Source organism: Micromonospora marincola, from assembly GCF_056150385.1.
The window spans coordinates 144,728-157,033 of the sequence record NZ_JAXCFT010000009.1; the positions used below are offsets into that span (position 1 = coordinate 144,728).

The following is a 12,306-nucleotide window of genomic DNA, read 5'->3' on the forward strand; positions in this document are numbered from 1 at the left end:
CCCGTCAGCCGGTGGCCAGCGGGCCGGTGAGGTAGCGCTGCACGGTCGGGCCGATGGTGGCGGCCAGGGTGTCCGGGGAGGCGGACGCGACAGGTTCCAGGCGGATCACGTAGCGCATCATGGCCAGGCCGGCGATCTGGGTGGCGACAAGCGCGCCCCGCAGCGGCGCCTCGGCCGGGTCCAGGTCGAGCTGGTCGAGGACCCGACGCAGGATCTGGGTGGTCAGGAACTCGCGCAGCAGGCGGGCGGTCCACGTGTTGCTCATCGCGGACCGCAGCAGGGCCACCGCGGCGGCGCCGGCCGGGGAGTCCCACACGGCCAGGAACGTGCGGACCAGCCGCTCGCCGACCTCGCCCGTGCCGCCCGCCAGCACCCGCGGCACCAGCTCGGCCGGGTCGATCGGGATCGCCATGGCGGCCCGGAACAGCTCCTCCTTGGCGCCGAAGTAGTGGTGCACGAGCGCCGGGTCCACACCGGCGGCGGCGGCGACCGCCCGGATCGGGGTGGCGTCGTAGCCACGTTCGGCGAACGCGGTCCGGGCCGCCGCGAGGATCGCCTCCCGGGTGTCCGGGTTGCCGGGCCGCCGCCCGCTGCGGCGCGGGTTCGCCGGGTGCGGCGGCTCGGTGTCGCCGCGCGGGCTCATCCGCTGCGCCGGCGCAGCGTCGCGGCGGCCAGCACCAGCGCGACAAGCGCCGCCCCGGCCACGATCGCCACGTCGCGCCACATGGTGCCGGTCGGTTCGGCGTGCGCGCCGACCTCCTGGAGGGCCTCGACCGCGTACGACAGCGGCAGCACGTCGCTCACCGCCTGGAGCCACCCGGCCATCTGGCCGCGCGGCACGAACAGCCCGCAGAGCAGCAGTTGCGGGGCGACCACCACCGGCATGAACTGCACCGCCTGGAACTCGGTGCGGGCGAACGCCGAGCAGAACAGGCCGAGCGCCACGGCCAGCACCGCGTTCACCCCGGCGATCAGGACGACGAGCCACGGGCTGCCGGCGGTGTCCAGGCCGAACACCAGGTAGGCCACGAGCGAGGCGACCGTGGACTGGAGCACCCCGGCCAGGCCGAACGCGATGCCGTAGCCGAAGAGCAGGTCGAGCTTGCCCAGCGGCGTGGTGAGCAGCCGTTCCAGCGTCCCGGTGGTGCGCTCGCGGAGCATGGCGATGCTTGTCACCAGGAACATGATGATGAACGGGAAGAAGCCCAGCATGATCAGCGCGACCCGGTCGAACGTGCTCGGCGCGCCGGGCGGGGTGGGCTGGTCGACGTACATGAAGTAGACGAGCGTGAGCAGCGCGGCCGGCACCAGGAGGAGCAGCGCCACGGTGCGCCGGTCGTGCCGGAGCTGGCGCAGGATCCGCCCGGTCGTGGCGGCCAGGATCCGGCCGTTCATGCGGCGTCCTCCTGCTCGGCGTCGCGGATGAGGCGCAGGAACGCCTCCTCCAGGTCGTCCACGCCGGTGGTGGCGCGGACCGCGGCCGGGGTGTCGTCGGCGATCAGCCGACCCTCGCGGATCAGCAGCAACCGGTCGCAGCGGGCCGCCTCGTCCATCACGTGGCTGGAGACCAGCAACGTGGTGCCGGCGGCGGCCATGGCGTGGAACCTGGCCCACAGGTCGGCCCGCAACACCGGGTCCTGACCGACCGTGGGTTCGTCGAGGACGACCAGCTCCGGGTCGCCGACCAGGGCGCAGGCGAGCGAGGCGCGGCTGCGCTGGCCGCCGGAGAGCGTGCCGACCAGTTGGTCCGCGGCGGCGGCCAGGCCGACGTCGGTGACCGCGCGGTCGGCCTCGGCGCGGCCCCGGCCCTGGAGGACGGCGAAGTAGCGGGCGTTCTCCCGGACCGTGAGGTCGGCGTAGACGCTCGGCGCCTGCGTCAGGTAGCCCACCCGGTGGCGCAGCTCGGCCGAGCCGGCGGGCCGGCCGAGCACGTCGACCGTGCCGGCGTCGATGGTCTGCACGCCGACCACGGCACGCATCAGTGTGGTCTTGCCGCTGCCGCTGGGCCCGAGCAGCCCGGTGACCGTGCCCCGGGGCACGTCGCAGCTGATGCCGTGCAGCACCCGCCGTCCGCCCCGGTCGACCACCAGGCCACGGACCGACACCGCGTCGTCCATGTCCGCCTCCAACAATTCATCAACCAATGAAATCAACGCTAGATGAATTTCCCCGACCGCGCAATGGTGGTTGACTTCGAGTGGACTCGAACTGGGACCCTGGAGCGGTGGACATCGGTATCCGGGAGAAGAGTGTCAGCGTCGGCGAGGCGGCCGAGCGGGTCGGCCTGACCACCTACACGCTGCGCTGGTACGAGCAGGAGGGGCTTGTCGCCCCGGTCGGGCGGGACTCCGCCGGGCGTCGGCGCTACACCGAGGCGGACGTCAACTGGCTGTTCCTGCTCACCCGACTACGCCGCACCGGCATGCCGGTGCGCGACATGCGCCGCTACGCCGAGCTGGCCCGGCAGGGGGACCGCACGCTCGGCGCGCGGCGGGCGCTGTTCGAGGCGCACCGGGCCCGGGTGCTCGCCCGGATGGCCGAGCTGACCGAGGATCTGACAATCCTCGACCACAAGATCGACGCGTACCGGCGGGCCGAGGAGGAACTGGGCTGAGCGTGCGGGAGAATAGTCAACCGTGCCCGCCTCTGACGCGCCGGTGACCGGCCCCCCCGCCCGCCCCTCCCGGCTCGACCCGGCCATCGCCGCCAAGCTCCGGCGTGGCCCGGACGGCCTGGTCGCCGCCGTGGTCCGCGCCCACGACTCCGGTGAGGTGCTGATGGTCGCCTGGATGGACGACGAGGCGCTGCACCGCACGCTCACCACCGGCCGGGCCACCTACTGGTCGCGCAGCCGGGCCGAATACTGGGTCAAGGGCGCCACCTCCGGCCACCACCAGTACGTCCGCTCCGTCGCGCTCGACTGCGACGGCGACGCGCTGCTGGTGAGCGTGGAGCAGGTCGGGGCGGCCTGCCACACCGGGCACCGCACCTGCTTCCACACCGACCTGCCGGTCAGCTCGCCGGAGGTGACCCCGTGACCGACGGCGTGGTCACCCCGGACCGGTCCGCCTTCGCCGAGCTGGCCGACCGCTGGCGGGTCGTGCCGGTCACCCGGCGGCTGCTCGCGGACGCGGAGACCCCGGTCGGCGTCTACCGCAAGCTCGCCGGTGGCCCCGGCACCTTCCTGCTGGAATCCGCCGAGCAGGGCGTCGGCGCGGCAGGTACGGCCTGGTCGCGCTACTCGTTCATCGGCGTCCGCAGCGGCGCCACACTCACCGAGCGGGCCGGCGAGGCGTGCTGGACCGGCACACCGCCGGCCGGCGTGCCCACCTCCGGCGACCCGGTCACGGTGCTCCGGGAGACCGTCGCCGCGCTCGCCGGCCCGGCCTGGGACCCGGCCGGCGACCTGCCGCCGCTCACCGGCGGCCTGGTCGGCTACCTCGGCTACGACCTGGTCCGCCGGTTCGAGCGGCTGCCGGAGCTGACCGAGGACGAGCTGGACGTGCCCGAGCTGGGCATGATGCTCGCCACCGACCTGGTGGTGCTCGACCACTACGAGGGCTCGGCGATCCTGGTCGCCAACGCCGTGCTGCCGCCGCCGGACGCGGCCGACCGGCCGGAGCGGGTGGCCGCCGCGTACCACCACGCGGTGGGCCGCCTGGACGCGATGACGACCGCCCTGTCCCGACCGATCCCGCCCATGGTCGCCACGGTCGACCGCCCCGGCGTCGGCGAGGTGGTCAGCCGCACCCCCGAGGGCGGATATCCCAAGGCGGTGGAGGCGGCCAAGGAGGCGATCCGGGCCGGCGAGTGCTTCCAGATCGTCCTCAGCCAGCGCTTCGAGCGGGCCACCGACGCCGACCCACTCGACGTCTACCGGGTGCTGCGCACCACGAATCCCAGCCCGTACATGTACCTGCTGCGCTTCGACGGCTTCGACATCGTCGGCTCGTCACCGGAGGCGCACCTCAAGGTCGGCGCCGGGCCGGACGGCCGCCGTCGGGCGCTGCTGCACCCGATCGCCGGCACCCGGCCGCGCGGTGGCTCGGCCGAGTCGGACGCCCGGCTCGCCGCCGAGCTGCTCGCCGACCCGAAGGAGCGCGCCGAGCACGTCATGCTCGTCGACCTGGGCCGCAACGACCTGGGCCGGGTCTGCCGGCCGGGCACCGTCGAGGTGCCGGAGTTCGCCACCATCGAGCGCTACAGCCACGTCATGCACATCGTCTCCACGGTGGTCGGCGAGCTGCGCGACGACCGCAGCGCGTTCGACGCGCTGGCCGCGACGTTCCCGGCCGGCACGCTCAGCGGCGCGCCGAAGGTGCGCGCCATGGAGATCATCGAGGAGCTGGAGCCGGTCCGCCGCGGCGTCTACGGCGGCACCGTCGGCTACTTCGCCTTCGGTGGCGACCTGGACATGGCGATCGCGATCCGGACCGCGCTGATCCGCGACGGCCGGGCCTACGTGCAGGCCGGCGCCGGAGTGGTGGCCGACTCCGATCCGGCCGCGGAGGACCAGGAGACCCGGAACAAGGCCGCCGCGGTGCTCGCCGCGATCGCCGCCGCCGAGACACTGCGGCCGGCCCGATGAGCGTGCCCGACACCGCCGTGGCCGGCCCGCCCGCCGTCCGTGGCCGGCGCGATCTGGCGTACGCGGTGCTGCTCTGCCTGGCCGGCGCGGGCCTGGCCGCCTGGGCGGTGACCCGCGCCTGGTCGGTGGAGCTGACCACCCGCGGCTCCCTGCCGCCCGGGGAGCGGACCCGCACCGGCGCGGAGCTGCTGCCCTGGGTGTCGGCGCTTGCCTACGTCGGGCTGGCCGGCGGCGGCGCGGTGCTGGCGACCCGGGGGCGGCTGCGCCGGCTGCTGGGCGCGCTGCTGGCCGGCGTCGGGCTGGCCGTGACGCTCGGCGGCGGCGTCGGCCTCACCGAGGCCGGGGTGAGCCGGCACTGGCCGGCGCTGGTGCTGGCCGGCGGGCTGGCCCTGGCGGCCGGTGGGGCGCTGACCGGGTGGCGCGGCGGCGACTGGCCGGCGATGGGCGCCCGCTACGAGCGGCGGTCCGGGTCGACCGGGCCCGCCGACGCCGACCGGCCGGCCGTCGAACGGGGCACCCGCGACGCCTGGGACGCGCTGGACCGGGGCGAGGATCCGACGGTCAGCTGACCGGCTGGGCCTCGCGCGCGTCGCGGCGTTCCCGGGCCGCGGCCCGGGCCGCGGCCAGCTCGGAGACCAGCCGTTCCAGTTCGCGGCGGTGCTCGGCCCGGGCCCGGTCGGCGCAGACCGCCTCCCAGGCGTTGCCCTGGGCGGTACGCGTGCGGCCGTCACCGGCCACGGCGCGTTCGAGCGTGTGCACCACGCCGACGGCGAGTGAGGCGACGGTCCGGGAGATGGTGGTCAACCCGATGTTCTGGTGCGGCCCGTTGGCGCTCATGATTCACCCCGCGCGAGATCGTTGGTGACGGTCGGCAGCCGCCTCGTCGAGTCTGCCCTGCGACGATGCTGCCGGGCTCACGTTTCGTCGCCGTGAAGCACAGGTCAACGGTCCGGCGGTGGGAGCGACCTGGGCAGAGGCGGAAGTCCTTGACCTTGGTCACAGCGGGGTGGACGCCGGCATGCGGCCCGGGGCCGGCCGTGGTGAGATAGGGCATGTGCGGCGGTCGATGTGTGTGGTGGCGCTGCGTGACACCGTGTTCACCACAAGTCGGCCATCATGCCACAGCCCATCTGGTGAGGTGCGCCATACCCCCCGGCATGTGTCGCCAGGTGGCGCCCCCTAGCATCGGCCCATGACGCCCGGAGAGGGGAGTCCGTTGGTGACTGCTGAGCATGCGCACGCGGAGGGGGACGACGCCGGAGCGGCGCCGTCCGCAGGCGTGCTCGACGAGATCCTGGCCGGCGTGCGCGAGGACGTGGCCCGGCGGCAGGAGCAGATCCCGCTGGAGCGGATCCGCGAGCTGGCCGCCGCCGCGCCGCCACCACTCGACGCGTACGCGGCGCTGCGCCGACCCGGCGTGGCAGTGATCGCCGAGGTGAAGCGCTCGTCGCCGTCCAAGGGGCGGCTGGCCGAGATCGCCGACCCGGCGGACCTCGCCGGCGACTACGCGGCCGGCGGCGCGCGGGCGATCAGCGTGCTGACCGAGGGCCGCTGGTTCGGCGGGTCGCTCGACGACCTGGCCGCCGTGCGGGCCGCGGTGAACGTGCCGGTGCTGCGCAAGGACTTCGTCGTCTCCAGCTACCAGGTGCACGAGGCCCGCGCGCACGGCGCCGACCTGGTGCTGCTGATCGTCGCCGCGCTGGAACAGAACGCGCTCGTCGGGCTGCTGGAGCGGATCGAGTCGCTGGGCATGACCGCGCTCGTCGAGGTGCACACCGAGGAAGAGGCGGACCGGGCCATGGAGGCCGGCGCGCAGGTGATCGGCGTCAACGCCCGCGACCTGCGGACCCTGGAGGTCGACCGCTCGGTGTTCGAGCGGATCGCCCCCGGCCTGCCGAGTCGCGTCGTCAAGATCGCCGAGTCGGGCGTGCGCGGGCCGCACGACCTGATCCGGTACGCCTCGGCCGGCGCCGACGCCGTCCTGGTGGGCGAGGGCCTGGTCACCCAGAAGAGCCCCCGCGAGGCCGTCGCCGAGCTGGTCAACGCCGGCAACCACCCGGCCACGCCCCGTCCGGTGCGCTGACCCGCGCCGGGTTACCCGACCGAGAGGACGCCCGCGATGAGCGCCGCAGACGCAGCCGGCCAGCTTCCCGACGCCGCCGGCCACTTCGGCCGGTTCGGCGGCCGGTTCGTCCCCGAGGCGCTCGTCGCCGCGCTCGACGAGCTGGACGCGGCGTACCGGAAGGCGATGGGCGACGAGGAGTTCCTGGCCGAGTTCGACGCCCTGCTGCGCGACTACGCCGGCACCCCCTCCGAGCTGTACGAGGCCCGGCGGCTCTCCGCACAGCTCGGGGCGCGGATCCTGCTCAAGCGGGAGGACCTCAACCACACCGGCGCCCACAAGGTCCGCAACGTGCTCGGCCAGGCGCTGCTCACCCGGCGGATGGGCAAGCGGCGGGTGATCGCGGAGACCGGCGCCGGCCAGCACGGCGTGGCCACCGCGACCGCAGCCGCCCTGTTCGACCTCGAGTGCGTGGTCTACATGGGTGAGGTGGACACCGAGCGGCAGGCGCTCAACGTGGCCCGGATGCGGATGCTCGGCGCCACAGTCGTCCCGGTGACCGCCGGTTCGCGCACGCTCAAGGACGCGATGAACGAGGCGATGCGGGACTGGGTCGCCAACGTCGACGACACCCACTACCTGATCGGCACCGCCGCCGGGCCGCACCCGTTCCCCGAGATGGTCCGCGACTTCGTCCGCGGCATCGGGGTGGAGGCCCGCCAGCAGTGCCTGGATCTGACCGGCGCGCTGCCGGACGCGGTCGCGGCCTGCGTCGGCGGCGGCTCCAACGCGCTCGGCATCTTCCACGCCTTCATCCCCGACGCCGGGGTGCGGCTCTACGGCTTCGAGGCCGGCGGCGAGGGCGTGACGACCGGCCGGCACGCCGCAAGCATCACCGGCGGCTCGGCGGGCGTGCTGCACGGCACCCGCACGTACGTGCTGCAGAACGCCGACGGGCAGACGATTGAGTCGCACTCGATCTCGGCCGGCCTGGACTACCCGGGCGTCGGGCCGGAGCACGCCTGGCTGCACGACGCCGGCCGGGCCACCTACCTGCCGGTCGACGACGCCGAGGCGATGGCCGCGTTCGAGCTGCTCTGCCGCACCGAGGGCGTGATCCCGGCGATCGAGAGCGCGCACGCGCTCGCCGGCGCCCGCCGGATCGCCCCGCAGCTCGCCGCCGAGCTGGGCCGCGAGCCGGTGATCGTGGTGAACCTCTCCGGTCGGGGCGACAAGGACGTGCACACCGCCGGGGCCTACTTCGGCATCCTCGACAAGGAGTGACAGCGTGAGCCGCATCGGGGTCGCCTTCGACAAGGCCCGCGCCGACGGACGGGCCGTGCTTGTCGGCTGCATGCCGGCCGGCTTCCCGACCGTCGAGGGCAGCATCGCCGCCATGACCGCCATGGTCGAGGCGGGCGTCGACGTCATCGAGGTCGAGATCCCCTACTCCGATCCGGTGATGGACGGCCCGGTCATCCAGAAGGCGAGCGACATCGCGCTGGCCGGCGGCGTACGCACCGCCGACGCGCTGCGCGTGGTCGAGGCGGTCGCCGCCACCGGGGCCCAGGTGGTCACGATGACCTACTGGAACCCGATCGAGCAGTACGGCGTGGACGCGTTCGCCCGGGACATGGCCGCGGCCGGCGGCACCGGGCTCATCACGCCGGACCTGATCCCCGACGAGGCCGCCGAGTGGCTCGCCGCCTCCGACGCGCACGGCCTCGACCGGACGTTCCTGGTGTCGCCGTCCTCCACCGACGCGCGGCTGCGGATGACCGTCGAGCACTGCCGCGGCTTCGTCTACGCCACCGCGATCATGGGCGTCACCGGTGCCCGCGCGCAGACCTCCGAGGCGGCGCCGGTCCTGGTCTCCCGGCTGCGCGAGATCACCGACCTGCCGGTCGGGGTCGGGCTGGGCGTGGGGACCGGCGCGCAGGCCGCCACCGTGGCCGGCTACGCCGACGCGGTGATCGTGGGCAGCGCGCTGGTCCGGTGCGTGCTTGACGCGCCGGACCAGGCCGCCGGGCTGACCGCCCTGCGCAGGCTCAGCGCCGAACTCGCCGAGGGCGTCCGCAACCCCGCTCGCTGACCTCGTCCCGGCCTTCCGCGCGCCGGCGGACCGGATACGGGTTCCCTGCCTACAAACGTGATGACGTGAATGACTCAGGAGGCGCCAGTCCACCCCGGCTCGCGCTGAGTCATCCGTGCCATCAAGTTTGTAGGCAACGTGAGGGCACCGGTGGTGGACGTTGTGTCGACGACCGGACCGCGGATGGAACTCGGTGGCCGGCTGGAGGCCGGGGCGACCGGCCGGGGGAGTGGACCGGCGGAGCGGACCGGGGTGCCGCGCACACGGTCCGCACCGGTACCGTGTGCATCCGTGACCCTCGCCCCGATGACTTCACTGGCGGCCATGCCCAGCCCCAGCACCGCCGTCTGGCAGCTCGGTCCGGTTCCGATCCGGGCGTACGCGCTCTGCATCATCCTCGGCATCGTGGTGGCCTGCGTGGTCACCGAGTACCGGTTGCGCCGCCGTGGCGTCGCGCCGGGCGCCGTGCTCGACATCGCCGTCTGGGCGGTGCCGACCGGGATCATCGGCGCCCGGATCTACCACGTGATCACCTCGCCGGAGAAATACTTCGGCGCCGACGGCCAGCCGCTCAAGGCGTTCGCCATCTGGGAGGGTGGTCTCGGCATCTGGGGCGCGGTGGCCGGTGGCGCGGTCGGCGCCTGGATCGCCGCCCGGCAGCTCGGCATCCCGCTCACCGTGGTGGCCGACGCGCTGGCCCCGGGCATGCCGCTGGCGCAGGCGGTGGGCCGGCTCGGCAACTGGTTCAACAACGAGCTGTACGGCGGCCGGACCACCCTGCCGTGGGGTCTCGAGGTGCACGTGATGGACCCGGACAATCCGGGGCACGCGCTGCGTGACGACGCCGGCAGCCCGGTCCTGCAACCGGGGCTCTACCACCCGACGTTCCTCTACGAGTTGATCTGGAACGTCGGCGTCGCCGCGCTGGTGCTGATCCTCGACCGGAAGCTGCGGCTGGGCCGGGGCCGGGCCTTCGCGCTCTACGTGATGGGCTACACGGCGGGCCGGTTCTGGATCGAGCTGATGCGCACCGACGAGGCCAACCACATCCTCGGCGTCCGGCTCAACGTCTGGACCGCCGTGCTCGTCTTCCTCGGCGCGCTCGCCTACTTCCTCCGCGCCCACGGTCCGCGGGAATACCTCGTCCCGCTGGGCGAGCCGGCGGCGCCGGTGACGCCGGGTGGCGACGTGTCCCAGGTCGACCTCTCCGGCCGGGAGGCCGCGGCGGCGACGGTGGCGCCCGAGGGCTACCGGGTGGTGACCGAGGAGCAGTTTCGCGCGTACCGGGAAACCGGCGCACTGCCCCCGGCGGAGCCGGCGGCGACCGACGGCCCCACGACCGACGCTCCCGCAGCCGGCGACGCCGCGACCGACCGTGCCACGACGGCCGAGGTCGACGGCATGGCCGATGTCGAGCGGGCCGACGTCGAGCGGGCCGACTCGGGCCGGGCGGACGCCGGCGGGCGGCCGGCGGACCGGGACAGCTGAGCGGGGGCGTCATGCGCAGCGCGGTGGTGGTCGGCGCCGGCCTCGGCGGGATGGCGACGGCCGGCGTGCTGGCCCGCTCCGGGTGGCGGGTCACGCTGCTGGAACGCGCCGACCGGATCCGGCCGGAGGCGACCGCCGTGGTGCTCTGGCCGAACGGGGTACGCGCGCTGCGCGCCCTCGGCCTCGGCGACGGGCTGGACGCGATCGCCACGCCGCTGCCCGACGGGGGGATCCGCCGTCCGGACGGGCAGTGGCTTGTGCAACCCCGCCCGACCCCGGCCGACCGGATGCCTGTGGTGGTGCACCGGGAGGACCTGCACGACGCGCTCATCGCCGGGCTGGGCGAGCAGGTGGAGCTGCGCACCGGGGTGAGCGTGCGGAGCGTACGCGCGGTGGCCGGCGAGCGACCCGCGGTGGGTGACGGCCGGCACACGTTCGAAGCCGACCTGGTGGTGGCCGCCGACGGCACGGACAGCGAGATCCGGCGGCAGCTCGCCCCGGAGACCGCGGTGGTGAGTTCCGGTTGCGCCGCCTGGCGGGCGGTCATCCCCTGGTACCAAGCCCCGCAACTGCCCGACGACCAGCCGGTGCACGGCGAGACGCTCGGCGCCGGCTACCGGTTCGTGGCCGCGTCGCTCGGCGAGCGCGGCGCCGCCGGCGCCTCCCGCCGGGGCGGTATCTACTGGGTGGCCACCGCCGCGGGCGCGCCCCGCCCCGAGCCGCCGGAGATCCAACTCGCCCTGCTCAAGCGTTGGTTCGCGGGCTGGCCCGCGCCGATCGCCACGCTGCTGGAGGCGACCGACCCGGCCGACGTGGTGCAGCAGGAGGTACGCGAGCTGCGCCCGCTGCCCCGGTCGTACGGCGTTCCGGCCGGCCCGGGCGGCGTGGTGCTGCTCGGCGACGCCGCGCACGCCATGCCGCCGCACCTCGGGCAGGGCGCCTGCCTCGCGTTCGAGGACGCGGCCACGCTCGCCGTGCTGCTGCGCGAGTCGCGGCTGCCGGACGCGGTGACCGCCTACGACCGGCTGCGCCGGCCCCGCGCGGCCACCATGGTCCGGCAGACCCGCCGGATGTCGGCGGTGCTCCAGACCCGGGGGCGGCTGGCGCTGCGCGCCCGGGACGCCGCGCTGGGCACGATCAGCCCGCGGATGCGCAACACCGCCGCCGCGGCGGCAGCCGACTGGCAACCGCCGTCCTGACCGGTCGCGTGCCGGTGCTCAGATGACCGCGGCCGGCTCGGCGATGCAGGCCGTGCCGACCCGGCGGAAGCCGACCCGCAGGTAGACCCGGGCGATCTCCTCGCTGCCCGCGCTCAGGAAGATCAGTTCGGTGCCGGCGGCGCGTAGTTCCCGGGCCAGCGTGGCGGTCACCGCCGCGCCCAGCCCGCGTCGCCGGGCGGACGGCAGGGTGGCCACCCCGGCGATCTCCGCCACGTCGCCGACCCGCATCGCCATGCCGCTCGCGAGCGCCCCGTCCGGCGCGGTGCCGGCGAGCACCGAGACGCGCCGGCCGTCGGCCACCCGGGTTGCCTCCTCCTCCAGCGCGTCGACGTCCAGCCGGGCGAGCGCGGTGTCCCGTTCGGCCGGCCCGGCCTCGCCCCGGGCGGTGCCGCCGTGGGCGAAGCCGACCGCGGCGACGGCCCGGCGCAGCGCGATGTCCGCCGCGAAGCCGGGGTCACCGGGGTCCAGCACCCGCACCGGTACGTCGCTGAGCGTCGCCGGGTCGGGCAGCCGCTCCGCTTCGAGCAGCATGAGCGGCGCCTCCAGCACGGTCAGGCCCGCCGAGCGGGCCACCGCCAGCAGGTCCGGCTGGTGCTCGTGCACCCACTCGAACGTCTCGGGCAGGCCCAGCTCCCGCTGCCGGGAGCGGACCGCGGTAACCTCGGCCAGCGTGGGTGGCGCGGTGGCGTCGAGGCGGGGGCGGGCGTAGAACGGCCAGCCGGCGCCGTCCCGGACGAACAGCACCAGGGCGTCGAACTCCTCCGCCCGGGCGCCGTCGCGGGGCACCGCGTCGTAGAACCGCTCCACCCGGTCGAGCACGTCAGCTCGTACGACATCCACCGCGCGAGACTACACG

The 12,306-nt window shown here is 74.9% G+C and carries 14 protein-coding genes; 9 read left to right on the forward strand and 5 right to left on the reverse strand.

What is annotated here, in order from left to right; all coding sequences use genetic code 11:
• Positions 1 to 4: 4 nt before the first annotated feature.
• From SM450_RS20105 to SM450_RS20115, 3 genes are read right to left on the reverse strand one after another with little or no spacing between them, the layout of a single operon-like run.
• Positions 5 to 643: a TetR/AcrR family transcriptional regulator gene (locus tag SM450_RS20105; protein ID WP_474621279.1), complete on the reverse strand. Its 639-nt coding sequence runs from the start codon at positions 641 to 643 to the stop codon at positions 5 to 7.
• The gene (locus tag SM450_RS20110; protein ID WP_474621280.1) at positions 640 to 1,395 is read right to left on the reverse strand and encodes an ABC transporter permease; all 756 of its coding nucleotides are present in this window, start codon (positions 1,393 to 1,395) and stop codon (positions 640 to 642) included. Before SM450_RS20110 ends, SM450_RS20105 begins: the two co-directional genes overlap by 4 nt.
• The gene (locus SM450_RS20115) at positions 1,392 to 2,117 is read right to left on the reverse strand and encodes an ABC transporter ATP-binding protein (RefSeq protein ID WP_474621281.1); all 726 of its coding nucleotides are present in this window, start codon (positions 2,115 to 2,117) and stop codon (positions 1,392 to 1,394) included. Before SM450_RS20115 ends, SM450_RS20110 begins: the two co-directional genes overlap by 4 nt.
• Positions 2,118 to 2,224: 107 nt before the next feature.
• Between SM450_RS20115 and SM450_RS20120 the strand changes: the two genes are divergently transcribed.
• From SM450_RS20120 to SM450_RS20135, 4 genes are read left to right on the forward strand one after another with little or no spacing between them, the layout of a single operon-like run.
• Positions 2,225 to 2,614 carry a MerR family transcriptional regulator gene (locus SM450_RS20120; RefSeq protein ID WP_474621282.1) on the forward strand — a complete coding sequence of 130 codons (390 nt, stop codon included), beginning with the start codon at positions 2,225 to 2,227 and terminating at the stop codon, positions 2,612 to 2,614.
• Positions 2,615 to 2,636: 22 nt separating this feature from the next.
• Positions 2,637 to 3,038, forward strand: a complete 402-nt coding sequence (gene hisI / locus SM450_RS20125) for a phosphoribosyl-AMP cyclohydrolase (RefSeq protein ID WP_474621283.1) — start codon at positions 2,637 to 2,639, stop codon at positions 3,036 to 3,038.
• Positions 3,035 to 4,588 (forward strand): anthranilate synthase component I, encoded by a 1,554-nt coding sequence (locus SM450_RS20130; RefSeq protein WP_474621284.1) that lies wholly within the window; start codon positions 3,035 to 3,037, stop codon positions 4,586 to 4,588. The genes hisI and SM450_RS20130 overlap by 4 nt, the downstream gene beginning before the upstream one ends.
• On the forward strand, positions 4,585 to 5,157 hold the full coding sequence (locus SM450_RS20135; RefSeq protein WP_474621285.1) for a Trp biosynthesis-associated membrane protein: 573 nt from the start codon (positions 4,585 to 4,587) through the stop codon (positions 5,155 to 5,157). The genes SM450_RS20130 and SM450_RS20135 overlap by 4 nt, the downstream gene beginning before the upstream one ends.
• On the opposite strand, the gene SM450_RS20140 is transcribed toward SM450_RS20135, so the two are convergent.
• The gene (locus tag SM450_RS20140; RefSeq protein ID WP_474621286.1) at positions 5,150 to 5,425 is read right to left on the reverse strand and encodes a hypothetical protein; all 276 of its coding nucleotides are present in this window, start codon (positions 5,423 to 5,425) and stop codon (positions 5,150 to 5,152) included. The genes SM450_RS20135 and SM450_RS20140 overlap by 8 nt on opposite strands.
• A gap of 442 nt (positions 5,426 to 5,867) precedes the next feature.
• Here SM450_RS20140 and trpC point away from each other — a divergent pair, with 442 nt between their 5' ends.
• The 5 genes from trpC (at position 5,868) to SM450_RS20165 (ending at position 11,429) form a co-directional block, all read left to right on the forward strand.
• Positions 5,868 to 6,671: an indole-3-glycerol phosphate synthase TrpC gene (trpC, locus tag SM450_RS20145; protein ID WP_474621350.1), complete on the forward strand. Its 804-nt coding sequence runs from the start codon at positions 5,868 to 5,870 to the stop codon at positions 6,669 to 6,671.
• Between the two features lie 36 nt (positions 6,672 to 6,707).
• Positions 6,708 to 7,934, forward strand: coding sequence for a tryptophan synthase subunit beta (gene trpB / locus SM450_RS20150; protein ID WP_474621287.1), 1,227 nt, complete (start codon positions 6,708 to 6,710; stop codon positions 7,932 to 7,934).
• Between the two features lie 4 nt (positions 7,935 to 7,938).
• The gene (trpA, locus tag SM450_RS20155; RefSeq protein WP_474621288.1) at positions 7,939 to 8,742 is read left to right on the forward strand and encodes a tryptophan synthase subunit alpha; all 804 of its coding nucleotides are present in this window, start codon (positions 7,939 to 7,941) and stop codon (positions 8,740 to 8,742) included.
• Between the two features lie 291 nt (positions 8,743 to 9,033).
• A complete protein-coding gene (lgt, locus tag SM450_RS20160; protein ID WP_474621289.1) occupies positions 9,034 to 10,230 on the forward strand; it encodes a prolipoprotein diacylglyceryl transferase in 1,197 nt (398 codons plus the stop codon).
• A gap of 11 nt (positions 10,231 to 10,241) precedes the next feature.
• Positions 10,242 to 11,429: an FAD-dependent oxidoreductase gene (locus SM450_RS20165; RefSeq protein ID WP_474621290.1), complete on the forward strand. Its 1,188-nt coding sequence runs from the start codon at positions 10,242 to 10,244 to the stop codon at positions 11,427 to 11,429.
• Positions 11,430 to 11,447: 18 nt separating this feature from the next.
• On the opposite strand, the gene SM450_RS20170 is transcribed toward SM450_RS20165, so the two are convergent.
• The gene (locus SM450_RS20170; protein ID WP_474621291.1) at positions 11,448 to 12,290 is read right to left on the reverse strand and encodes a GNAT family N-acetyltransferase; all 843 of its coding nucleotides are present in this window, start codon (positions 12,288 to 12,290) and stop codon (positions 11,448 to 11,450) included.
• Positions 12,291 to 12,306 lie beyond the last annotated feature (16 nt).

Bases quoted from the DNA above. Each gene is read 5' to 3' on its own strand.
- SM450_RS20105 (WP_474621279.1), bottom strand. From the start codon at position 643: ATGAGCCCGCGCGGCGACACCGAGCCGCCGCACCCGGCGAACCCGCGC.
- SM450_RS20110 (WP_474621280.1), bottom strand. From the start codon at position 1,395: ATGAACGGCCGGATCCTGGCCGCCACGACCGGGCGGATCCTGCGCCAG.
- SM450_RS20115 (WP_474621281.1), bottom strand. From the start codon at position 2,117: ATGGACGACGCGGTGTCGGTCCGTGGCCTGGTGGTCGACCGGGGCGGA.
- SM450_RS20135 (WP_474621285.1), top strand. From the start codon at position 4,585: ATGAGCGTGCCCGACACCGCCGTGGCCGGCCCGCCCGCCGTCCGTGGC.
- SM450_RS20140 (WP_474621286.1), bottom strand. From the start codon at position 5,425: ATGAGCGCCAACGGGCCGCACCAGAACATCGGGTTGACCACCATCTCC.
- trpB (WP_474621287.1), top strand. From the start codon at position 6,708: ATGAGCGCCGCAGACGCAGCCGGCCAGCTTCCCGACGCCGCCGGCCAC.
- SM450_RS20165 (WP_474621290.1), top strand. From the start codon at position 10,242: ATGCGCAGCGCGGTGGTGGTCGGCGCCGGCCTCGGCGGGATGGCGACG.